This window comes from Bacteroides bouchesdurhonensis (assembly GCF_900155865.1).
Taxonomy (GTDB): domain Bacteria; phylum Bacteroidota; class Bacteroidia; order Bacteroidales; family Bacteroidaceae; genus Bacteroides; species Bacteroides bouchesdurhonensis.
Genome location: NZ_LT707006.1, coordinates 4,246,146 through 4,268,549, shown reverse-complemented (window position 1 = coordinate 4,268,549; position 22,404 = coordinate 4,246,146). Strand labels below are relative to the sequence as shown.

Sequence of the window (22,404 nt, the reverse complement as noted above, 5' to 3'; positions counted from 1 at the left end):
CTGACAATGTACTTTCAAAATCACGTTAGGTAAAGGTGCGGACAACAAAAAAGATAAAATAATGGCGGAGAAAAAGAAAATAAACCTGTTAGAGGTTATTCCCTGTCGTAGTGAACATATTACAGCGGTGAAGGAAGGAGAGGAGGTGATTCTCTCCTTTCCCCGTTTCAAACGTTCGTGGATGAACCGTTATCTGGTTCCCAAAGGAATGTCAAAGGAGATTCATGTACGTTTGGAAGAACATGGAACGGCTGTCTGGGAGTTGATAGACAATAAGCGAACGGTTCAGGATATTATAGAAAAACTCGCAGACCACTTTCATCATGAAGCGGGCTACGAGTCTCGTGTATCTGTTTATCTTTCTCAGTTACAGAAAGATGGATTCATCAAGTTAATTATAAATAAGGAAAATACCCCAAGCAATTAAGGTGAGTACGATCAGTGCTCCAAAAATGATGAAACCTCCCCATTTAAAGTAACTTTCATCTTTCTCTTTCTTTTCTTCAGATTGGTGAATAATCTTCTCCATTTCTTCAGGAGTAGTATCCGGCAGTGGATAGTGACTCTCAGCAGAATGCATACGCTGGACTCTTTCACTGGCACGTTCTCGTCGTAAACGGGAAGCTTCTTTGTTAAGCTTAATTCGCCGTATCATGTCAAATGCAAATCCTTCTCCTACCATAGTCTTATTTATTTTCTTCTCTTTCTACTTTGAGCAGACCACCGGTGTTCGGATCGAAATATACTTTGATGGTTGAGTTTTTGTTGAATAGAACCGGAGCCAGATATTCTACAATTCCAAACTGGGTAACTGGGATTTCACTTTCGTAAAGTTTCTTTTTACCATCGGTCAGGGTCACCAATGCTTGTCCCGGCACGTTATAAGCAATACCATCCAGATCTTTTTTCTTCTTTTCGTCTTCTTGCGGCATTTTAACCGTTTTCAAATCTTTCAGATTGATATAATAAGGAATTCCGGCTAAATCGTCATTACTAACTACACCCAGTTTTTTAGAGAAGCGGAAAGCGACTTCATTTTCTAACTCTTTATCAGGAGTCAAACGGATAGTGAATGTTTTTTCTTCTTTATCGCGAGTTCCGGCAAACATCTCGGTCATGGCTTCCTCCTGTGCATTCAGATTGTCGATCATGATTTTCAGTTGTGCGCCATCCGAAGGTGTATTATCAGCTTGTCCTCTTAATAAGGCATTCTTGCTTTCGCGAATATTATAAATTTCTTTGGCTACCAATTCTGCCATCTTAGCAGTGGAGCTTGCGATCAAGATTTCTTCTGTGAGAAAATCACGAGGGTTTACTTTATTTGGTATAGTAGGAGTTGCTACAGGTGCTTTGGGGGGATTACTTTTGGTATAAGGAACGTTTATTGATTTTATAATTCCGTTTTCCGTTAGTTCCATTAGAGGAGCTACGGTTTTGTCCTTCAGTTTAACAAAATAAGTCGCATCACCGTTGGGTACACCTATCGGAGTCACTTTTACACTCGTAAGCTCCCAATATTCTTCAGGGTCAGTAGAAACATTATTCAAACGTAAATAGCGATTAGCATATTTGCTGAATTCACCCGGAGTATATCTTATTTTATTTGCTTTAATTTCAAGTTCAATCTGTGTTTTTGGGAGGGTATACACTACTCCATAATCTTTTCCCCGCGTGACACCTGTCAGTACTTCAGTCTGTGCATAAGCGGTAGTTGCTATTAATAGTCCGGTTGCTATTATTAATTTCTTCATATTCGGTTATTTTTTGCTGATTCTGAAAACAAAGTTAATGAAGTTATTTATAAATCTGTAAGTTCTTAACTTTTATTCGCTTACCAATCTCCATGCGGTAGGAAGACAGGAAATAATGTCACTTGCTATAAGTCCTATCATACCCTGTTTCTTTTGTGCGAAATCTCCTGCCAGGCCATGAATGTAAGTACCTATTTTGGCAGCTTCTTCTGCAGAATACCCCTGAGCGAGTAACGCTAATACCACTCCGGTGAGTACATCGCCACTGCCTCCGGTTGCCATACCCGGATTTCCGGTCGGGTTGAAATAGCATTTACCTTCGGGAGTGATAATAGCGGAGTATGCACCTTTTAGTATGATATGTACTTTTGCGGTACGTGCCAGTTCACAAGCTTTCATTAGTCGTTCGTAGGAATCCTGGCATTTTCCGACCAGACGTTCTAACTCTTTGGGATGTGGAGTCAAGATAGAGCCTTTAGGGAGATGAGTAAGCGTATGGTGATGATTGGCTAAAATAGTTAGTGCATCTGCATCCAGTACCACGGGTGATTGGCAATGTTCTAATTGTTCCAGTAAAGCAGCTTCGGTTTCATTACTTCGTCCAAGTCCCGGACCGATGCCTACAGCTTGGTAGTTGTCCGTATCGGTTGGTATAGCGAAGCAAGTTTCATTCGCATCATTTTCTACTATTGCTTCAGGAATGGAGGTTTGCAGGATATCGTTATTGCAGAACGGTGCGTGTACAGTGAGCAATCCCACTCCTGAACGAAGACAAGCACGTGCTGCCAATACAGATGCTCCTCCCATACCTTTGGAACCAGCTATCAGCAGAGCATGTCCGAAGTTTCCTTTATGAGCAAATTGCTTTCGTGGTTTGATCAAAGAACGAATCTCTTCGACCTCCAACATCTCATAGTTCGTTTCAGTTTCTTCGATGCCTTCCTGACTCAATTGAATATCCAAAATGTCCCATTCACCTACAAATTCAGTATTTTCAGCAAAGAGGAATGCTAGTTTCGGAAATTGCAAGCTAAAAGTAACATCAGCACGGATAATATGTGCTTTGACATTAAATGTGTTTTCTTCGCACATCAATCCCGAAGGAACGTCAATAGATAGGATAGTAGCTGGGGAAGAATTGATATATTTCACAACGGCAGCGAATCCTCCGCTGAGAGGTTTATTCAGTCCGGAACCGAACAAACCATCGATTACCAAATGTCGGGAAGTTAATGTCGGGGGAACAAATTGTGTGGTAATCTCGTGGAATTTCACTTCTTCCATCATTTCTACCAACTCTTTGTTCGTTTGGCAGTCAGGAGAAAGTTCTCCTTTGGTGTTGAAGAGAAATACTTCCACTTCATATCCTTTCTCTGCCATCATACGAGCCACGGCAAGGGCATCACCGCCATTGTTTCCCGGACCTGCAAAAACAGTAACAGGTGTTTCTGTATCCCATCTTTGAGTAATGGCTTTAGTAAGTGCTTTTGCGGCACGTTCCATCAAATCTATAGAGGCAATCGGTTCGTTTTCAATGGTATAAGCGTCCAGTCTTTTAATACTACTGCTTGGAAATATTTTCATTGTAATGTTCTTTTAGTTTTCGACCTACAAATTTACACAAAAACTCTGAATTAATCCTTTTATTGATAAAGATAGCACAAAGAAAAATGAGTTGCTATTTACTACTCATTGATCGATTAGTCATTGTATCAGTATTTATATATCCTCTTTTTTCATATTATTTGAATAGGAAGAGGCTGATTATTTGTTATTCTGCGAAAAAATATTATCTTTGTGATAGTATAAAATAGTATTATTTTCCTTTGCTTACAATTCTGATTATAAATATATTGTTTAATCTTTTAAAGTTTGCATGATGGAGAAAACTAAAATTGGCGTAAATGCAGGAAAAGTATGGCGTATTTTAAATGAGAAAGGTGAACTTTCTATGTTTGACTTATGTCGCGACTTAGGTTTGACATTTGAAGATGTAGCTCTGGCTATCGGTTGGTTGGCTAGGGAAAACAAAATCTTTCTTCGGAAAAAAGATGAAATGCTTTTTGCAAACATTGAGAATGTAGAATTTACCTTTGGTTAAAGGTTTTGTTTGCATGAAGGTTGGTGTCCACTCGATTATTTATACTGTTGAAAACTTAATTAGGTGGATGAATGGAATTTACTGCGTTTTGATTTTTATTGCTTCATAAGAATTCGCTTTTATGAGCCGTTTAATCTATTTTTTATACCTTTGCAACTCGTAAACTACTAACATTTATATTTATGAGTGCATTGAAAGGGCATCCGAAAGGCCTTTATCTTATTTTTGCGACAAGCACGGCAGAACGTTTCAGTTATTACGGTATGCGTGCCATTTTCATTCTTTTCTTAACGCAAGCTTTAATGTTTGATAAAGAAGCGGCCGCATCTATTTATGGTAGCTATACCGGATTAGTTTATCTGACTCCTTTGATCGGTGGTTATATTGCTGATAAATACTGGGGTATCCGTCGTTCGGTATTCTGGGGAGCAGTGATGATGGCAGTCGGACAATTCATGATGTTTATGAGTGCCTCTACACTGGACAGTACTCAACTCGCACATTGGTTAATGTATGGAGGGCTTGGCTTCCTTATATTAGGTAATGGTTGTTTCAAGCCTACCGTTTCTTCCCTTGTCGGACAACTTTATGAACCGGGAGATAAACGTCTCGATGCTGCTTATACCATCTTTTATATGGGAGTAAACGTCGGTTCTTTTGCGGCCCCTTTAATCTGCGGATATTTGGGAGAAACCGGAAATCCACAGGATTTCAAATGGGGATTTCTTGCATCCGGCATTATGACACTATTCACAGTAATCCTTTTTGAAACTCAGAAGAACAAATATCTTTTCAATCCTTCCGGAGAACCTATTGGTATAATTCCTGACGCAAAGCGTGAAAAGAAAGAAGATAAAGCCGAACACATTTCACATCCGAAGATGAATTCGGCAACCAAGTGGCGTAATGGTGTTATCATCACTCTGCTGACAGCCGTCTTATTGATTTTTTTCAGCTATGCTTTTAGCGGAGATTGGGTAAGTATCGGTATTTTTACCGCTTGTATTGTATTCCCTATCCTTATTCTGTTGGATGGTTCATTGACGAAAATTGAACGCAGTCGTATTTTTGTGATTTATATTGTAGCTTTCTTTGTGATATTCTTCTGGGCTGCTTACGAACAGGCGGGTGCTTCTCTGACCCTTTTTGCAGCCGAACAAACCAATCGTGATATATTAGGTTGGGAAATGCCCGCTTCCTGGTTCCAATCCTTCAATCCGCTTTTTGTTGTATTGTTGGCTTATATTATGCCGGAAATATGGAATTTTCTGAATAAACGTAAAATGGAGCCGTCTTCTCCGACCAAGCAAGCGATCGGATTACTTCTTCTTTCATTAGGATATCTCTTTATTTGTTTTGGTGTGAAAGATGCGATTCCCGGTGTGAAAGTTAGTATGATTTGGCTGACAGGTCTTTATTTTATTCATACAATGGGTGAATTGGCATTGTCTCCTATAGGGCTTTCGATGGTCAATCGGCTCAGTCCGTTGCGTTTTGCCTCCCTGATGATGGGTATCTGGTATCTTTCTACAGCCACTGCCAATAAGTTTGCAGGTATGCTAAGCGGACTTTACCCCGAAGATGGAAAAGTAAAATCAATCCTTGGTTTTCAGATTGCCAGCATGTACGATTTCTTTATGGTGTTCGTAGTAATGTCCGGTGTTGCCTCCCTGATTCTGTTCCTCCTTTCGAAGAAATTACAGAAGATGATGCATGGAGTGGAATAAAAATTGTACTTTTGCCTCAACTTTTTTAAAATTACCGGTTATGAATACCATTCAGATAAAAGATAAACAATTTGCTGTTTCAATTAAAGAACAGGATATTCAGAAAGAAGTGATTCGGGTAGCGAACGAAATTAATCGTGATTTGGCTGGTAAGAATCCGCTCTTTCTTAGTGTGTTGAACGGTTCGTTTATGTTTACTGCCGACTTGCTGAAACATATCACAATTCCTTGCGAAATTTCATTTGTTAAGCTGGCTTCTTATCAGGGAGTGACTTCTACGGGAAAGATAAAAGAAGTAATAGGTCTGAATGAAGACATTGCCGGACGTACGGTCGTTATCGTGGAAGATATTGTAGATACGGGACTTACTATGCAACGATTGCTGGAAACATTGGGGACACGTAATCCCGAAGCCATTCACATCGCTTCTCTGTTGGTAAAGCCGGACAAACTGAAAGTAGATCTGAATATTGAATATGTAGCGATGGAGATACCTAACGACTTTATCGTGGGTTACGGATTGGATTATGACGGTTTCGGGCGTAATTATCCCGATATTTATACTGTGATAGATTAAAATCAAATACAAATTAAATTTTAGGAAGAAAAGATGTTGAACATTGTAATTTTCGGTGCTCCGGGTTCTGGAAAAGGAACACAGAGTGAACGTATTGTAGAGAAGTATGGAATTAATCACATCTCGACAGGAGATGTATTGCGTGCAGAAATTAAGAATGGTACGGAACTGGGCAAAACTGCTAAAGGTTATATCGATCAGGGGCAATTGATTCCTGACGAATTGATGATTGATATTTTGGCAAGCGTATTTGATAGCTTTAAAGATAGTAAAGGTGTAATTTTCGACGGTTTTCCAAGAACAATTGCACAGGCAGAAGCATTGAAGAAGATGCTGGTGGAAAGAGGGCAGGATGTTTCTGTTATGCTGGATCTGGAAGTTCCGGAAGATGAATTGATGACTCGTTTGATCAAACGTGGTAAAGATTCCGGTCGTGCCGACGATAACGAAGAAACAATTAAGAAACGCCTGACTGTTTATCATTCACAGACTGCTCCGCTGATCGATTGGTATAAAGGAGAAAAAAAATATCAGCATATCAACGGTTTAGGTACGATGGATGGTATTTTTGCTGATATCTGCAAAGTAGTAGATAACATTTAATTAAAAGGAATAGAAACAATATGGCTGAATCGAATTTTGTTGATTACGTAAAGATATACTGCCGCTCCGGTAAGGGCGGAAGAGGCTCTACGCACATGAGGCGCGAGAAATATTGTCCTAACGGTGGTCCCGACGGGGGCGATGGCGGAAGAGGAGGTCATATCATCTTGCGCGGTAACCGTAACTATTGGACATTGCTTCACTTGAAGTTCGACCGTCATGCAATGGCTGGTCATGGAGAATCGGGAAGTAAGAACCGTAGCTTCGGAAAAGACGGTGCGGATAAAGTAATTGAAGTACCTTGTGGGACGGTAGTTTATAATGCCGAAACGGGGGAATATATTTGTGATGTGACCGAAGACGGTCAAGAAGTGATTCTGCTGAAAGGTGGAAGAGGCGGTCTGGGTAACTCTCATTTCAAGACAGCTACCCGTCAGGCTCCGCGCTTTGCGCAGCCGGGGGAACCAATGCAGGAAATGACTGTGATCATAGAGCTGAAACTCCTTGCAGACGTTGGCTTGGTAGGCTTCCCGAATGCGGGAAAGTCTACGCTTCTTTCTGCTATTTCTGCAGCGAAACCGAAGATTGCGGATTATCCGTTTACTACACTCGAACCTAATCTGGGCATTGTTTCCTATCGTGACGGAAAGTCATTCGTTATGGCGGACATACCGGGAATTATCGAAGGTGCCAGTCAGGGTAAAGGATTAGGATTGCGTTTCCTGCGTCATATCGAACGTAACTCATTGCTTTTGTTTATGGTTCCTGCGGATAGTGATGATATTCGCAGAGAATATGAAGTATTGCTGAACGAACTGGCTACTTTCAATCCTGAAATGCTCGACAAGCAGCGGGTGCTAGCTATTACAAAGAGTGACATGCTCGATCAGGAGCTGATGGATGAGATAGAGCCGACGTTGCCCGAAGGCATTCCGCATGTATTTATCTCTTCTGTTTCCGGCTTAGGCATTTCCGTATTGAAGGATATTCTTTGGGAGGAACTGAATCAGGAGAACAATAAAATAGAAGCAATTGTTCATCGTCCGAAAGATGTAAATAAATTGCAACAAGAACTCAAAGACATGGGTGAGGACGAAGATCTCGACTATGAATATGAGGAAGAGTTGGAAGAGGATGAAGATGATTTAGATTACGAATACGAAGAAGACTGGGAAGAAAAATGATCGCTATTACAAAAGATAAAAGATTGTTGGGATACGAGTTGTTAAACTCTTATTCCAACATTTCTCATTTTGTGACGGCACGTAGTAAAGGTTGTAGCAAGGGGAACTACGATTCATTTAATTGTTCACCTTATACGGAGGACAAGTCAAAAGATGTTTTGTTGAATCAATTCACTCTGTTGCAGAGCATAAAACATCCTGTAAAAGACTTAATCATTCCGCAACAGGTTCATAATGATGCTAGTCTGGTGATTGATGATTATTACTTCGGACTTCCGTTGCTTATGAGACAGGCAGTATTGGACGGTATCGATGCATTGATAACTGCCAAGCCGGGGTATTGCATCTGTGTCTCGACGGCCGATTGTGTGCCGGTATTACTTTATGATAAAAAACTTCAGGTAGTGGCCGCTGTCCACGCCGGTTGGAAAGGGACTGTGAAACATATTGTTCAAGGAGTGCTGTATCACATGAATCAAAAGTTCGGGACCAAAGGAGAGGATGTCATTGCTTGTATTGGCCCCAGTATTTCACTCGAATCATTTGAAGTAGGGAAGGAAGTGTTTGAAGCTTTTCGTAAGGAAGGGTTTGATATGTCACGCATCTCTCTCTGGAAAGAGGAGACGAAAAAGCATCATATTGATTTATGGGAAGCAAACCGGATTGAATTGTTGAACTCCGGAGTTCCTGCCAATCAAATTGAGGTATCGGGTATATGTACTTATAAGAATCACGAGGATTTCTTCTCGGCACGTAGGCTGGGAATTAATTCCGGTCGTATACTGTCGGGAATTATGATCAATGATTGAGTTTATGCTGTTTTAAAATGTATCTACTATGTTTGAAATAAAAGTATCTCAGGAAATAAAACAAGCTTGTCCGGTGTTTGCCGGAGCTGCTGTATATGCGGCAGTCAAAAATTCGACGTACAGTGAAGGGCTTTGGAATGAAATTAATGAATTTACCAAGGAACTGACTACTACTACACAGATAGATGATATCAAACTTCAACCGGTCATTGCTGCCACTCGTGAAGCATATAAACGTTGTGGGAAAGATCCCGGTCGGTATCGCCCTTCGGCAGAAGCCTTACGTCGTCGTTTGATGCGCGGGATTCCTTTGTATCAGATTGATACATTGGTTGATCTTATCAACTTGGTATCTCTTCGTACGGGACATTCTATAGGTGGCTTTGATGCGGACAAGATACAGGGAAAGCAACTGGAATTGGGAATTGGTAAGGCTAATGAGCCATTCGAAGGTATCGGGCGAGGTGTGTTGAATATCGAAGGATTACCGGTTTACCGGGATGCCATCGGTGGAATAGGTACGCCTACCAGTGATCATGAGAGGACTAAAATGGATATCGCTACGACTCATATTCTTGCTATTGTCAATGGCTATAATGGGAGAGAAGGATTGAGAGAGGCTGCTGAAATGATTCAGACTTTATTGCAGAAATACACAGAATCGGTAGGAGGAGAAATCAGCTATTTCTAATAAAAGAAAAACCACCATGAAAAACATCACCTTATTAATTGCTATCTTATTTTCTATCTCTATACAGGCACAGGATAAGCCATCTTTCTCTTCGATGGAAGTAAACCATATCCGCGTAGTTACCCCGGGGCTTTTTTCGCAAGACAAAAGTATTTATTTGCATTTGGATTCTTTGAAAGAAATGGGTTATGCTTTCCCATTGCCGGGCGGTAAAGTCATTTCTGCTTACGGTGCTCGTAAAGGACATTCGGGTGCAGATATCAAGACATGTGCTAAAGATACGATCCGTTGCGCTTTCGACGGAGTAGTGCGTATGTCGAAACCTTATAGTGCTTATGGAAATGTGGTAGTAGTCCGTCATGCTAACGGACTGGAAACTATCTACAGCCATAATTCCCAGAATTTAGTTCATAGCGGAGATATAGTAAAAGCAGGGCAACCTATCGGTCTGACTGGTCGTACCGGACGGGCAACTACGGAACATCTGCATTTTGAAACCCGTATCAATGGACAGCATTTCAATCCGAATATAATTTTTAATCTGAAAGATGGTACATTACGTAAGGGGTCTATCAAATGCACGAAAAATGGAAATGGAATTATTGTGAAACAAAACCAGGACAATAATTGTATTGCTCAGAACAAGAAATAGCCTCCTGTAGAAAAACAGCATTTTCTCTATCAACCTATCACCGGCATTCTGTATTCCCCTATTCATCGGACATTCAAGTGGTGATAGGTTAAAAAAAGACCTATCACCCCATCTATCACCTATCACCTGATTTATTTCCAATATACTAGATTAATGATGAGGTTCGTTTCTTCTCCACATGTTGTTTCAAGCCTTTGAACACATTGTTCTAAGCCTTTGAACACATTGTTTCATATAGGAGAACACTTTGTTTCATATAGGAGAACATATTGTTTAAAACGTATAAACACTTTGTTTCGTATGCTTATTCTGAGATTTGAATCAATTTAATTCCTAATATGAAGCTATTATCTGCCTATTAGTTAGCTATTAATACTTTATATTGGGGTTATTAATACTAGAGAAAAGATATGTATGCTTCAGGGGATTAGTCATTTGTTATAGTATCAGTGGTGATAGGTGATAGATGTGGTGATAGATCTTTTTTCAACCTATCACCACTTGTATGTCCGATGAATAGGGGAGTACAGGATGTCGGTGATAGGTTGATAGAGAAAATGCTGTTTTTTCTTATGTAGAGCTATCTATGTACTAAGTTTGACGCTTTTACAGTTTATGGAATAAATTTCAGGCAAACCGGTCGATCTGTTTTGATGTCTTTATGTATATTTTTAATCATTCCTGTTTCCGGATTCCTTTCGTATACTTGAATGACATCGCTGTCTCTGCAAGCAACCAACAGAAACTTTCCGTTAGGAGTGATAATAAAATTCCGAGGATGAATACCCGTTAGTTGATAACCCACTTTTGTTAATATTCCATCATTCGGATGAATACTGAAAATTGCAATCCCGTCTGCTTTCAAACGATTGCTGGCATATAGGAATTTCCCATCGGGACTAATATGAATATCTGCACTTCCTTTCGCTCCAACCGTATCTGCAGCAATTACCTGTGTTTCTTTTAGTATCCCGTCAGTGTATTGAAAAGTGATAACTGTACCTGAAAGTTCGTTAATAAGGTATGCGTATTTTCCGTTCGGTGAGAAAGTCAGATGACGGGGACCTGAACCGTCAGACACTTGAAAAGAGGCCGGATCACCTGCTTTTAAAAAGGCTTCTTTATTTTCAGAATCAGCATTAGGATGGATAATGAATTTGTGTATCTGATCTGTTCCTAAATCATCAGCAAACAGATATTTCCCGTCAGGAGTAATGCGGACACAATGTAGATGAGGCTTTTCCTGACGTTCTTTATCTATTCCTGAACCTTGAAACTGTATAACATCGGATGCAGGCAAGAGAGAGCCATCTTTGCTGATAGGGAAAACTGAAATACTTCCACCACTATAGTTAGCTGTTATCACATTCTTACCATTGCTGATGAGGTAACAAGGATCTTCGCCTTTTGTCTTTTGTGTGTTTAGGAGACGGAAAGTTCCTTTTTCTTTATCAAAAGCCAGTGCATTTACCGCAGCCCGTTCATCATTGAACTCGCTCACTGCATAAATAAATTTACCGTCAGACGATGGAGTAAGGTAAGACGGATTTTCAATGGCTACTTCGCTAAGTGGAGTTGCTGTTCCGTCATCTTCGTTGAAACGGAAACTATAAATGCCTTTGCTTTTACTATCTCCAGTAGTGTAGGTGCCTACGACCATCGTCAGTTCGTGATTCAGCTCTTCCGAATTTTCCTGCCGGGGCGTTCTTTTGGACGTGCAACTTGTGGCGGCCATACCGATTACACAAATGGTAGCAAGTGTTTTGAGCATAAAACTGGTATATTTAATGGTTATTATTTTTTTGTTTCGGGTAACGGACTTTACTTCTGCGATGCCAACTTCGTTGTTTCTGCCACGTTACTTTGACATCCTTCTGCGAGACAAAGATAATGTAATCTTTCCTGTTATCTTTCCAAGAAGCAGTTAATTTATTACCAATAACGTTATTAGCTGTTTTCTCATTTCATTCTGATAACTTGATAGGGTGATTTGACGTATACTTCTTCATTATATCTTCAGCGTTAATCATATCTTGCGGCAAGAATGTGATTCGTTAGTTGTTTTCGTACGAAAAAGTTCTAATAGTAGTTCATGAAAGCCTGATGAATATAATATTTGCTAATAGCTCATCGTAAATCCGAAAACATTTCCTATCTTTGTCCCCTCGGAAAGAGTTCTGAAACTCGCTATTCTGTACGAGTGAATTCTGGGGTTGACTGGATTTGACAGCGGGCAGAAATGGTAGGTAAGCATGCAGTGGGTCGGTAATTTCCACTTAAATATCAGTTATCAAAATTTTATCTGGCGAAACTAATTACGCTCTTGCTGCTTAATCGAATCATAGTAGATTAGCTTAATCCAGGCACTAGGTGCCAGGACGAGACATCACTCGGAAGCTGTTGCTCCGAAGCATTCCGGTCCAGTGGTGCAGTTACATCGGGGATAGTCGAAAGTAGCCTCGTGCTTTTGATGAAACTTTAGAGGATAAGGTTGGAATTGATGGCTTTGGTTCTGTTCCAACACGAAAATTTAGGCAAAGATAAGCATGTAGAAAGCTTATGATTTCCTCGTTTGGACGAGGGTTCGATTCCCTCCAGCTCCACTTAAATACAAATAAAAGCTCTGATTATCAGAGCTTTTTCTTTTTACTAATCTCTTTATTTCCCCATCCTATTCCCCATTAAAAGGAGCCTTAAGTATATACTACTTTAACTTATTAAACTACAAAACAAGGTCTTCAATCCGCTGGAAGAGATATAGATATTAATCAGGAAATTTGCTTTCTATCAATCTTGAAATCAATAAAGTAAATGGTCAGACATTCAATCATTATTCTGGAGCTATGTTATTGACAAATCCTGTAGCCATAGATGGAAACTGTCAACTTCTGCATATTGACCTACCATGTCTATGTAGTTGATAGCATAGGATAAATCAACTTCATATCCATAAAAATCTATTAAATCTTGTATTAGTTCTTCTGGCGTTATCATGAAATAAATATTCACTTAATTTATTGATCAACACATTATGGATGTTCAGTTTTGTAAGGGATGAAATCCGTATTTCACATTCATATTAAATATTTATAGTGCCATTTGATATTGAATAGGTACTATTCTCGAATAGTAATAGATCCGTCTTTTATCAATTTTTCAAAGTTCTCAACATTATACTCCACTTTCGTTTTCTCTGTTTTGGGATGAAAATCTTCCCAAAAGAAGCCAATTTTTCGAATCTTGGCTCTAATGCCTTTTTGTTCGATATTAGAGGCTTGTAGTTTTAGTCTGATTAATTCTTTAATTTTGCAAACTTCTTCTGAATTGAATTCTTTCTTACTTTTCATAATATTTTTTTGATATTTAATGTTTAGGGCGGATTCCCAAATCTTTATCTTTTCTTCTATCTTTTTAGCGAAAGCATTGCTGGTAGAGCAAGCTATACAAGATGGCAGTTGGGGCTTGTAATAGTTTGTAGCTTTCTTTCCATTAAATACAATTTTTTTTATTTTGGGATAACGAGCCAACAAACCGTCAATGTTATTATATTCTTCTTCTTTTATATCGCTATCTAAACTGCTTTCCCGTGTGCAAGTATGTAGCGTATCCCATAATGCAATATGGTGTTTTTTTAAACATGAGATTTTCTCTTCGTAATCTTTGAATTCCCTATTGGAATTGAATAATTGCTTTACTATTTTCCAAAAACTGTTATTGGGCGAAGCATAGTACTCTTCACTTTCCAGTGATTCTTTGCCAGGCATGGTTCCTAATATTAGGATTTCGGAATTTTCGTCAATAATAGGCTGCAATGATTGTATTCTGTTCTTTAGTGATTCATTCATAATCAGTAATATGTTAATATTATTGTTCTATTATTTCAGTCGTAAATTTCGTTCTCTATAAGCTTTCTCCAATAAACTGTGTATGTTCTAACCAGCCATGTCGTATCTTTGCGAAGTTACAAAAAGTTTATGGATTGTTAAACTCAAAGTGGATATTGTTGTTCACTTCTGACAAAACTATGGTTTATATACAATGTCAAAATGTTGTTCCACAAAAGTAATCCAACAAATGAATAATAGAATGCCAGTTAGGCAGAAGGGATAATACCAATTGCTCTGTCTTTGCAGTAGCCATAAAAGAGGAATCCCCAAGATAGGACAAATAACTGTAAATAAGGTAAGAATGAACGCATCTTTAAATAGAAATGCTTCTTTTGTACGGGATGTTTTGAAATGATTCATACTATTATGTTTTTTGTTAATTAATTTATTCTGTCATCAACTCTTCTGAGTCATTTATCAGTGCATCATAGATTTCAGGTGGATAAGTGGCTTCATCTTCTAGGTCTTCAAGATATTCATTCGGATGTTCGTTGAAGGTGTTGCAATCGTTCAAGTCCCCAGATTCTGCATTCTGCATTTTTCCAGTCATATCCAAAAATGATAAGGACGCAAAGAGTGCCTATGCCTTTCATAAGATTACTTTTGCTCCAGTAAGAATTGTTATTCAGTTTTTTTATCTTTAGATGGTTTTATTTAGGGAACGAATCGCTGTCATCTGTTTCTTCTCAGTGCCTCTTCATAAACAGTCTTCACCTGTTTCCTCAGATGTAGAGGTTTGATGACTGTCAGCGAGCGGCTTCTTGAAAGTAGGGCCATCACAAAATCATTGGTAATACGGAGATGTAGCCTGATCCGGAATTCTTTTTCATCATCTACAATAATTTCTTGGGAATGATGCAATGGAACAGTCTTCAGGAAACTGCCATCCAAAGGACTATAACTCAATTCGATCTCTTCTATAGGAATATTCGTCTGGTTCCAAATGCCATAACAATCTTTAAAAAGGCTGTTTATGTCTATGTCCATATTACGCTTGAATGTTTTTCCATACAATATCTGAGGGTCAATAATACAGTCCACATTGAAAGTTTTCAATATGTTTTTTTCGTAAGCAAGAAGGTACCATCTATATTGGTCTTCTTTCAAATAGTGTGGAAGCACTTCTTTTTCACGGACCTTTCCATTCTCCCGAACATACATATATTTAAAAGTAATAGGATGTGAGAATTTGATAGCCTTGATTAGAAGTGGCAAGTATTCGTTATTTAATGGACGATGATGTTCTGCAATTACATAAGTATGAATACCGGAGAAAGTATCCAAAACATTCAATATATCAAAATTGAGAAGAAGCCTTTCATATTGTTCCATTTTCATGTCATCCTCTTCATTGATATAATATCCGTTTCGTTTCTTGTCAAAACAGATGCGAATGCCGAACATTTCTTCTATCGCATTAAAGTCCCGTTGCAGTGTTCTGAGGTCTATAGGCGTCTCGCCACGTTCTTCCATGCGGTGAGCCACATAATTTTCCAGTTCTTCACGGGGTACATACCGTTGAAGTCCTTTCAGTTTATTGATGATAACCAGCATACGCTGTAATCCTTCCAGTTTTTTCCCCATATTAGAATAAATTTGATTTTATTATGGGCAAAGATATTGAAGGCAAGCGACAAAACGTGTCGTTGAACAAATTTTATTCCGGTCATCTTCTCTTTTAATAAACTTTCGGCATTTACTTTATATGAGTAGAGACTAGTTTTAAACTAAATAGTGCCGACAAGGAGCTCTACTTACCAAGATAATTTTCCCTGTACAATCGTATCATTTATTCTGATTATAGTAGTAGGGAACAGTTTTTTAATTCGTTCTATTCCTTCTTGCGTAATTTTTCCGGATAAATCTAATTTTCCAATTTTTACCTTTGATAGTTCGTCAGGTATGTCTATTTCATCTTTGAATTGGAGTTGCAAGTTTTTGATATTATCTAGCTTTAATAAAATAATAGGAAACTCTTTTACTTTGAGTGAAATACCATTATAAAAACCGGAGTTATCCCTTTGGGCATCAAGTCTTAATTTTTTCTCTAGCCCGCTATCATTAATATCTTTTTTCCTGACCATCCAACCTATCTGAGGTCTTAGAGCAAAATTATCAGTATTTTGTTCCAACCCAATAAAACCGGACCAGAACTCTAATTCAGTTTCTATAATAGAGTCTTTGTCTGCTTCTAGGAACTTGACATCAACTTTCACAATTTCGTTAGGTAGGTTTTTGCCACCCTCCAACTGTTTCAGATTATTTCTTTTATCGTCTTTATCATAAGGGAAAAACTTGACTATCCATCCGTCAATGATATTAGGAGCTCCATATTTCTTTTGTGAATGATATTTGAACATATTCTGCCAAAATTCTTTATTAATGTCTCCTTTTGAGGCTTTTACAAATTCCTGCAATAGAGGTTCCAGTTCGGAAATCCACCATTTGAGATTGTACTTTTTTAATTCCTTGGCTTTGTTTAGAACCTTTTCCCAGTCTTCCGGCGTTCCTTCAAGTGTTATTTCTGGAATTCCACATCCTACATATAGGATGATAAATTCGAAGTAAGGTTTTACTGCTTCCATGATGGTTATTTCGGAAGCGATTTTCTCTACAGATGTAGTTGTTGAAAAATTGCAGGATAATAATTCGACTAACTCATCTCCGGTATGCTGTCTGATCTGATCAGTAAATTTAGGAAAAATTTCTTCCCATGCAAGAGTCGGATCATTAAGGGGCTTATATGATTCTACAACTAAAGATAGTTTTCCAACGAAATCGACAAAAAACTTTCTCATAGACTCCGGATTGGCTTTTACATGTCTTGTAAATCCTTGACTGATTAATAACCAAATCATATCGGGGGATAAGATGAATGGTCTGTGATTTGAATAAGCCTCATACATGCCGTAAAAGAATGAGTTGTAGTCATAGTTTACCAGCTGATCGGGAGCTTTGCTTTTTGCAAGAATATTATAGGGTACATTTATATTCTTCTCTTTCACTTCAAATGGCGTTAATCCGGTATCAGATAGTATGAGACTGGGATAGATCTCCTCATAAGATTTTGTCTTAAGTATTTTCTCGGGCTTTGAAAGCTCTTCAACCTTGAAAGTAATCCCCTTTTGAGCGTATGTTACAGCGTCTGTAGCAGATTCTTTCATCACCACATTTATTTTCTCAGACTTAACAGTCACCTCTATTGTCTCATAACCTATATATGAGAAACATAAAATTCCACCTTTAGCTATCTTAATAGAGTAAGCTCCTTTGATATCTGTAATAGTCCCGTCTTTTGTTCCCTTAACGGTTATATTACAACCTATCAACGGATTATTCTTGTTATCTACAACTGTTCCTTTTACTTCTATAAGCTGTGCACTTACTTCTCCCAAAGAAATAACTGCCATTAGCAGCATGAGCATGAACACTCTAAATTGATTTGTTTTCATAACTACAAGTATTTAATGTTATTATTAATTCACTTTTACTATAAAGATGCAGAATACACATAAATTCCATAAACAGACTAAAGTTTTTTTATTTTTCTTCTATCCGTTGTGATTTATCATTTCTATTCTTATCTTTGTTAGTATAGTTGAAGTGATATAACATTACCATCTGTCCCCGTTTATAGTGAGTTTAGTGTTAGGGAACAGCTTTTTAATACGCATCTTTCCTGTAATACTTATTTTTCCGGATAATACTAATTCTTTAATATTAACTTTAGATAGTTCGTCCGGTATATTGATATCATCAACAAACTGTAATTCTAATCTGTTTATTGTAAATTTCTCAATTCTGTTTTCTGAGATTCTTAGAAGTTCAGATAATACAACGGGAGGGAATTTTTTCACTCTTAGACAAATACCGCTACCAGGAGTAGAACTTTTATCTTGAGCATTTGTCTTTAATTTACGTACTAATTCGGTATTTTGAGTCTCTTTCTTTCTGACCATCCAACCCATTTGAGGTCTTAAAGCAAAATTATCCTTATTCTGTTTCAGACCTATAAAACCTGACCAAACTTCCAATTCAGTTTCTTCGGTTAAGTTATGACCTACTTCTAGGAATTTCACATCGACTTTTACAAATTCGTTAGGCAGGCTATCTCCTCCTTTAATTTGCTTTAAATCATTCCTTATTCCATATTTATCATAAGGGAAGAATTTAACAATCCATCCGTCAATTATTTCTGGATTTCCGCATCCCTTAGAATGATATTTAAACATATTACGCCAGAATTCTTTGTTAACTTTCCCTTTTGAGGCTTTTACAAATTCCTCTAAAACCGGTTCTAGTTCAGAAATCCACCATTCAAGTTTATATTCTTTTAGTTCTCTGGCTTTGGTTAATACCTTTTCCCAGTCTTCCGGCGTTCCTTCAAGAGTAATTTCCGGGATTCCACAAACAATGTATATAACAATAAACTCGAAATAGGGCTTCATTGTTTCCATGATTGTTATCTCAGAAGCGGTTTTCTCTAATGAAGTTGTTGTTGAGAAATTGCAGGTTAGCAATTCAACCAAGTTGCCTTTGACATTTTTCTTTATTTGTTCGGTAAATTGAGAGAAAATCTCTTCCCATACAAGAGTCGAATCATTCAGTGACTTCTTTGATTGTGCGATTAAAGATTGCTTGCCTGAGAAATCGACAAGATAGCTTCTCATTTCTTCTTTATTTGCATTGATATGTTGTGCAAATCCTTGACTGATTAGCAACCATATCATATCTGGAGATAGGATAAAAGGCCTATGTTCTGCATAGGCAAGGTGCATACCCTTAAAAAAAGCACTATTGCCGGCATCTACTAAATTATCGGGAGTTTCATTTTTTGCGATAATGTTATAAGGGTATTTGTTATTTACTGCTACAGAGCGAGCGTCTATACCGGCATCGGATAATATTATTTTTCGGTAAAGAGTTTCATCAGATATTGTCGGGAGTAAGCTTGCAGGTTTTGAAAGTTTCTCAACTTCAAAAGTAATTCCATTTTGAGCATACGTACTGGTAGTACAACAAAGAATTAAAATATTGACTAGTAGTGTTCTCATAATAGTAATTTTTTATTTGTATTAGACTTCCGGTTATAAAGTAGCATTATTTATAGTGATGTTTTACAAATATAATATTATTATGAATATAATTGAATATAAAAGCAGGAATATTTTCAGATATTCTTGTTCATTTAATCAATTATTGATAATTTACGGCACTTTTGATGCACTTTTCATCTTTTTTGATGATGTATTGAAGGTATATTCATTGAAAAGAGATTTATTCAAAATTGTCGTATAATATAAATTTGAAAAGTATGGAAAACACAGACGATTCTGATAAATATTTAAAGATAATAAGAAAATTGGTTGTCATTATTTTAATTATATTGACTCTTGCAAGTCTTTGGAAATTAATTATCAAGCAAGATGACTATGGTCTTTATGTAATCTTGGGATTATGCTTATTGACTGGAGAGCTTAAATTTAAGCGATATTGGTTACGTGTGCCAGTTGTGATAGTGAGAATTATTTTAATTGCCTCCGCATTTCTTGTAGTTTTTAATAATCATTTTTTTGTATAAATATATAAAAGTCAAATTTAAGTAGAGATATGAAACGACTGTTTATCTTATTTTTTGTTATATTTAGTAGTTATGCTATGTCTGCAAATATATCTTATCAGATATATAGTTTGACTTGTGAACAATTGAAAAATCCTATTGGCATAGACACGCAGACACCTTGTTTTAGTTGGAAATTGCAGAGTACTCAACGTAGTACACAGCAATCTGCTTATCAAATATTGGTAGCGGACTCGGAAGAACTAATAAAAGAAGATAAGGGTAATGTCTGGAATAGTGGAAAAGTCCATTCTGATGCTTCTGTATTAATTCCTTTTGCAGGTAAGAAATTAACTTCTGCCACAACTTATTATTGGAAGGTACGTTCTTGGAATGAAAAGAAGGAATGTTCCGGATGGAGTGAGCCGGCGACCTTTATAACGGGGCTGATGAACGAACAGGATTGGGGCAAAGCGAAATGGATTGCTTTAGAAAAAGATGGGAAGTTGGTGATTCCTGCCATTCATGCTCCTTTGGTGCAAAATGAATTGAAAGATGAAATGGTAGGAAAGTATCAATTGCCCCAGTTCAGGAAAGTATTTCCCGTTTCTAAAGAGATAAAACAAGCGTTGGCTTATGTGACCGGTTTGGGACATTTTGATTTCTTTTTGAATGGAAAGAAGGTAGGTGATCATTTTCTGGATCCGGGATGGACAAAATATGATAAAGAAGCCTTATATGTAACGTTTGATGTTACGGATGAACTAAAAAATGGGGATAATGTAATTGGCATGATGTTAGGAAATGGATTTTATAATATTCCTCGTGAACGATATTATAAATTGCTGGGTTCTTTCGGAGCCCCTAAAATGAGATTAAAACTATGTATCTGTTATGCTGATGGGTCTACAGAAGAGGTAATAAGTGATCAATCGTGGCGTGTGGCAGTCAGTCCTATTACTTATTCCAGTATTTATGGTGGAGAAGATTATGATGCTACATTAGAACAAAATGGCTGGAAGGAAGTACCGTCTTTTAATGATAGTCATTGGCAGGAAGCAATAGAGGTAGAACAGAACATAAAGTTAAAGAGTCAGATTGGAACGCATTTGACAGTGAGGGAGATTGTACCGGTCGTTACTTGTTATAAGAATGAGAAAGGATATTGGATATATGATTTAGGACAGAACTTTTCTGGAATTATTCGTGCTAAAGTAAAAGGTAAGAAAAAACAGGCTGTCATTTTTCGGCTTGGTGAACTACAGAGTGCTGATAAAACAGTCAATCAGAGAGCTACAGGTGACCCTTTTTATTTTAAATATATAACTAAAGGTGAAGGGGAAATAGAAAATTGGCAACCACAATTTAGTTATTACGGTTTTCGTTATGTGCAAGTGGAAGGAGCGGTTCCTGTAGGAAAAGAAAATCCCGATCATTTACCGGAGATTGTGGAGCTGGAAGGGCTGCATACTTGTAATGTCGCTCCGGAAATAGGTTCTTTTTCTTGTTCGAAGCCAATGTTCAATCAAATTTATAATTTGATAGATTGGGCGATACGTAGCAATATGGCGAGTGTATTGACGGATTGTCCTCATCGTGAGAAATTGGGGTGGCTGGAACAAGATCATCTGATGCAATATTCTATGCAATACCGATATAATCTGGTATCCCTTTATGCTAAAATAATGGATGATATGGCAGCCTCTCAACTGGAAAACGGAGCTATACCAACCATTGCTCCGGAATATGTACGCTTTGCCGATGGTTTTGAAGACACTCCTGAATGGGGTTGTTCTTTCATTATTTGTCCTTGGTATATATATCAATGGTATGGAGATAAGCGTTTGATTATCAAACATTATCCGGCTATGAAAAGATATCTGGAATATTTAGGTACACGTTCCAATAATCATATCATTGCTTATGGATTGGGAGACTGGTTTGATATTGGTCCTAAAAGTCCCGGCTATGCGCAATTAACATCCAATGGGGTGACGGCAACTGCCATTTATTACTATAATGCAATGGTGCTGAAGGAAATGGCTAAATTATTGGGAAAAGAAGATGATGAGAAATCTTTTGCGACATTGGCTGAGGATATTAAAAAAGCATATAATGATGCATTCTTTCATCCGGAAGATGGAACTTATGATAGAAACAGCCAAACAGCCAGTGCTATCAGCTTATACATGGACTTAGTAACACCGGAAAATAAGACAAGAGTACTGGATAATCTTGTTAAAGATATTGTCGGACGTGATTATGCTTTGACTGCGGGTGATGTTGGTTATCGTTATGTATTGCGTGCATTAGAGAATAATGGCAAATCGGATTTGATTTTCAAAATGAACAGTAAGTATGATGTGCCGGGATATGGCTGGCAGTTGGCCCATGGTGCAACAGCTTTGACAGAATCATGGCAAGCTTATGAGAATGTATCTAATAACCATCTTATGTTAGGTCATTTAATGGAATGGTTATTTGGTGGGGTAGGAGGTATCCGTCAAAATGAAAATTCAATAGCTTATAAAACGGTATTCATTGACCCGCAAATTGTCGGAGATGTAAAAGGGGCTAAAACCTCCTACGAATCTCCTTATGGACGGATTGATTGTGAATGGAAAAAAGATGATAAAGTATATACTTTACAAGTGAGTATTCCTGCTAATAGTAAAGCTATCGTTTGTTTACCTACAACTGATGTGAACATGATTAAAGAATTTGGCAGACCTATAACACAACAAAAAGGTATTACATTGGTTGAAACTGTAAATGGTAAGACGAAATGGGCGATTGGTTCAGGATCATATTTGTTCGAAGTTTTTATAGGTAAATAACTTCTGGGTTTAAAATAGAAATTGA

Annotated in this window: 20 protein-coding genes, 1 other RNA gene and 1 pseudogene; 12 read left to right on the top strand and 10 right to left on the bottom strand. The window is 37.8% G+C overall.

Annotation, left to right across the window (positions count from 1 at the left end; all coding sequences use genetic code 11):
* The first annotated feature begins 61 nt into the window (after positions 1–61).
* Positions 62–427, top strand: a complete 366-nt coding sequence (locus CZ225_RS18735; RefSeq protein WP_077154993.1) for a PqqD family protein — start codon at positions 62–64, stop codon at positions 425–427.
* Here the strand turns inward: CZ225_RS18735 and CZ225_RS18730 are convergent.
* The 3 genes from CZ225_RS18730 to CZ225_RS18720 all read right to left on the bottom strand — a co-directional run bounded on the left by CZ225_RS18730 (position 392) and on the right by CZ225_RS18720 (position 3,335).
* Positions 392–682: a hypothetical protein gene (locus CZ225_RS18730; RefSeq protein WP_077154992.1), complete on the bottom strand. Its 291-nt coding sequence runs from the start codon at positions 680–682 to the stop codon at positions 392–394. The two genes, CZ225_RS18735 and CZ225_RS18730, sit on opposite strands and share 36 nt — an antisense overlap.
* Before the next feature lie 4 nt (positions 683–686).
* Positions 687–1,751 (bottom strand): DUF4831 family protein, encoded by a 1,065-nt coding sequence (locus CZ225_RS18725; protein WP_077154991.1) that lies wholly within the window; start codon positions 1,749–1,751, stop codon positions 687–689.
* Positions 1,752–1,823: 72 nt separating this feature from the next.
* Entirely contained in the window at positions 1,824–3,335 is a 1,512-nt protein-coding gene (locus tag CZ225_RS18720) for a bifunctional ADP-dependent NAD(P)H-hydrate dehydratase/NAD(P)H-hydrate epimerase (protein WP_077154990.1), read from the bottom strand.
* A gap of 292 nt (positions 3,336–3,627) precedes the next feature.
* Between CZ225_RS18720 and CZ225_RS18715 the strand changes: the two genes are divergently transcribed.
* The 8 genes from CZ225_RS18715 (at position 3,628) to CZ225_RS18680 (ending at position 10,095) form a co-directional block, all read left to right on the top strand.
* A complete protein-coding gene (locus CZ225_RS18715; protein WP_129585831.1) occupies positions 3,628–3,852 on the top strand; it encodes a winged helix-turn-helix domain-containing protein in 225 nt (74 codons plus the stop codon).
* Positions 3,853–4,034: 182 nt separating this feature from the next.
* Positions 4,035–5,579 (top strand): peptide MFS transporter, encoded by a 1,545-nt coding sequence (locus tag CZ225_RS18710; protein ID WP_077154989.1) that lies wholly within the window; start codon positions 4,035–4,037, stop codon positions 5,577–5,579.
* A 40-nt stretch (positions 5,580–5,619) separates the two neighbouring features.
* Positions 5,620–6,156: a hypoxanthine phosphoribosyltransferase gene (gene hpt / locus CZ225_RS18705; RefSeq protein ID WP_077155890.1), complete on the top strand. Its 537-nt coding sequence runs from the start codon at positions 5,620–5,622 to the stop codon at positions 6,154–6,156.
* 33 nt (positions 6,157–6,189) lie between these two features.
* Complete coding sequence (locus CZ225_RS18700; RefSeq protein ID WP_025075236.1) at positions 6,190–6,759, top strand: adenylate kinase; 570 nt, start codon at positions 6,190–6,192, stop codon at positions 6,757–6,759.
* Positions 6,760–6,779: 20 nt separating this feature from the next.
* The gene (obgE, locus tag CZ225_RS18695) at positions 6,780–7,943 is read left to right on the top strand and encodes a GTPase ObgE (protein WP_077154988.1); all 1,164 of its coding nucleotides are present in this window, start codon (positions 6,780–6,782) and stop codon (positions 7,941–7,943) included.
* Complete coding sequence (gene pgeF / locus CZ225_RS18690; RefSeq protein ID WP_077154987.1) at positions 7,940–8,752, top strand: peptidoglycan editing factor PgeF; 813 nt, start codon at positions 7,940–7,942, stop codon at positions 8,750–8,752. Before obgE ends, pgeF begins: the two co-directional genes overlap by 4 nt.
* A 28-nt stretch (positions 8,753–8,780) precedes the next feature.
* On the top strand, positions 8,781–9,443 hold the full coding sequence (locus CZ225_RS18685; protein WP_077154986.1) for a B3/B4 domain-containing protein: 663 nt from the start codon (positions 8,781–8,783) through the stop codon (positions 9,441–9,443).
* Positions 9,444–9,459: 16 nt separating this feature from the next.
* Positions 9,460–10,095, top strand: a complete 636-nt coding sequence (locus tag CZ225_RS18680) for a M23 family metallopeptidase (RefSeq protein ID WP_077154985.1) — start codon at positions 9,460–9,462, stop codon at positions 10,093–10,095.
* 613 nt (positions 10,096–10,708) lie between these two features.
* Here the strand turns inward: CZ225_RS18680 and CZ225_RS18675 are convergent.
* Entirely contained in the window at positions 10,709–11,866 is a 1,158-nt protein-coding gene (locus CZ225_RS18675; protein ID WP_077154984.1) for a lactonase family protein, read from the bottom strand.
* A 438-nt stretch (positions 11,867–12,304) separates the two neighbouring features.
* Here CZ225_RS18675 and ssrA point away from each other — a divergent pair.
* Positions 12,305–12,701: a transfer-messenger RNA gene (gene ssrA, locus CZ225_RS18670) on the top strand.
* 510 nt (positions 12,702–13,211) lie between these two features.
* Here the strand turns inward: ssrA and CZ225_RS18665 are convergent.
* From CZ225_RS18665 to CZ225_RS18650, 6 genes and pseudogenes are all read right to left on the bottom strand, one after another.
* Positions 13,212–13,940: a DNA-deoxyinosine glycosylase gene (locus CZ225_RS18665; protein WP_077154983.1), complete on the bottom strand. Its 729-nt coding sequence runs from the start codon at positions 13,938–13,940 to the stop codon at positions 13,212–13,214.
* 427 nt (positions 13,941–14,367) lie between these two features.
* Positions 14,368–14,532 carry a hypothetical protein gene (locus CZ225_RS23750; RefSeq protein ID WP_159441789.1) on the bottom strand — a complete coding sequence of 55 codons (165 nt, stop codon included), beginning with the start codon at positions 14,530–14,532 and terminating at the stop codon, positions 14,368–14,370.
* A gap of 122 nt (positions 14,533–14,654) precedes the next feature.
* Positions 14,655–15,566 carry a helix-turn-helix transcriptional regulator gene (locus tag CZ225_RS18660; RefSeq protein ID WP_077154982.1) on the bottom strand — a complete coding sequence of 304 codons (912 nt, stop codon included), beginning with the start codon at positions 15,564–15,566 and terminating at the stop codon, positions 14,655–14,657.
* Between the two features lie 170 nt (positions 15,567–15,736).
* Positions 15,737–17,146, bottom strand: coding sequence for a DUF4419 domain-containing protein (locus tag CZ225_RS18655; protein WP_234983196.1), 1,410 nt, complete (start codon positions 17,144–17,146; stop codon positions 15,737–15,739).
* A pseudogene (locus CZ225_RS24505) lies at positions 17,141–17,392 on the bottom strand (carboxypeptidase-like regulatory domain-containing protein); the annotation flags it as partial. The pseudogene CZ225_RS24505 and the gene CZ225_RS18655, both read right to left, overlap by 6 nt.
* 204 nt (positions 17,393–17,596) lie before the next feature.
* Entirely contained in the window at positions 17,597–19,036 is a 1,440-nt protein-coding gene (locus CZ225_RS18650) for a DUF4419 domain-containing protein (RefSeq protein WP_077154981.1), read from the bottom strand.
* 260 nt (positions 19,037–19,296) lie between these two features.
* On the opposite strand from CZ225_RS18650, the gene CZ225_RS18640 reads away from it, so the two are divergent.
* Both CZ225_RS18640 and CZ225_RS18635 read left to right on the top strand, forming a co-directional pair.
* On the top strand, positions 19,297–19,563 hold the full coding sequence (locus tag CZ225_RS18640) for a hypothetical protein (protein WP_077154979.1): 267 nt from the start codon (positions 19,297–19,299) through the stop codon (positions 19,561–19,563).
* Positions 19,564–19,592: 29 nt separating this feature from the next.
* Positions 19,593–22,379, top strand: coding sequence for a glycoside hydrolase family 78 protein (locus tag CZ225_RS18635; protein ID WP_077154978.1), 2,787 nt, complete (start codon positions 19,593–19,595; stop codon positions 22,377–22,379).
* Positions 22,380–22,404: the final 25 nt, after the last annotated feature.

Excerpts from the sequence above, each read along its gene's own strand:
- CZ225_RS18735 (WP_077154993.1), top strand. The coding sequence starts at position 62 with ATGGCGGAGAAAAAGAAAATAAACCTGTTAGAGGTTATTCCCTGTCGT.
- CZ225_RS18730 (WP_077154992.1), bottom strand. The coding sequence starts at position 682 with ATGGTAGGAGAAGGATTTGCATTTGACATGATACGGCGAATTAAGCTT.
- CZ225_RS18725 (WP_077154991.1), bottom strand. The coding sequence starts at position 1,751 with ATGAAGAAATTAATAATAGCAACCGGACTATTAATAGCAACTACCGCT.
- CZ225_RS18720 (WP_077154990.1), bottom strand. The coding sequence starts at position 3,335 with ATGAAAATATTTCCAAGCAGTAGTATTAAAAGACTGGACGCTTATACC.
- CZ225_RS18715 (WP_129585831.1), top strand. The coding sequence starts at position 3,628 with ATGATGGAGAAAACTAAAATTGGCGTAAATGCAGGAAAAGTATGGCGT.
- CZ225_RS18710 (WP_077154989.1), top strand. The coding sequence starts at position 4,035 with ATGAGTGCATTGAAAGGGCATCCGAAAGGCCTTTATCTTATTTTTGCG.
- hpt (WP_077155890.1), top strand. The coding sequence starts at position 5,620 with ATGAATACCATTCAGATAAAAGATAAACAATTTGCTGTTTCAATTAAA.
- CZ225_RS18700 (WP_025075236.1), top strand. The coding sequence starts at position 6,190 with ATGTTGAACATTGTAATTTTCGGTGCTCCGGGTTCTGGAAAAGGAACA.
- obgE (WP_077154988.1), top strand. The coding sequence starts at position 6,780 with ATGGCTGAATCGAATTTTGTTGATTACGTAAAGATATACTGCCGCTCC.
- pgeF (WP_077154987.1), top strand. The coding sequence starts at position 7,940 with ATGATCGCTATTACAAAAGATAAAAGATTGTTGGGATACGAGTTGTTA.
- CZ225_RS18685 (WP_077154986.1), top strand. The coding sequence starts at position 8,781 with ATGTTTGAAATAAAAGTATCTCAGGAAATAAAACAAGCTTGTCCGGTG.
- CZ225_RS18680 (WP_077154985.1), top strand. The coding sequence starts at position 9,460 with ATGAAAAACATCACCTTATTAATTGCTATCTTATTTTCTATCTCTATA.
- CZ225_RS18675 (WP_077154984.1), bottom strand. The coding sequence starts at position 11,866 with ATGCTCAAAACACTTGCTACCATTTGTGTAATCGGTATGGCCGCCACA.
- CZ225_RS18665 (WP_077154983.1), bottom strand. The coding sequence starts at position 13,940 with ATGAATGAATCACTAAAGAACAGAATACAATCATTGCAGCCTATTATT.
- CZ225_RS23750 (WP_159441789.1), bottom strand. The coding sequence starts at position 14,532 with ATGACTGGAAAAATGCAGAATGCAGAATCTGGGGACTTGAACGATTGC.
- CZ225_RS18660 (WP_077154982.1), bottom strand. The coding sequence starts at position 15,566 with ATGGGGAAAAAACTGGAAGGATTACAGCGTATGCTGGTTATCATCAAT.
- CZ225_RS18655 (WP_234983196.1), bottom strand. The coding sequence starts at position 17,146 with ATGAAAGAATCTGCTACAGACGCTGTAACATACGCTCAAAAGGGGATT.
- CZ225_RS18650 (WP_077154981.1), bottom strand. The coding sequence starts at position 19,036 with ATGAGAACACTACTAGTCAATATTTTAATTCTTTGTTGTACTACCAGT.
- CZ225_RS18640 (WP_077154979.1), top strand. The coding sequence starts at position 19,297 with ATGGAAAACACAGACGATTCTGATAAATATTTAAAGATAATAAGAAAA.
- CZ225_RS18635 (WP_077154978.1), top strand. The coding sequence starts at position 19,593 with ATGAAACGACTGTTTATCTTATTTTTTGTTATATTTAGTAGTTATGCT.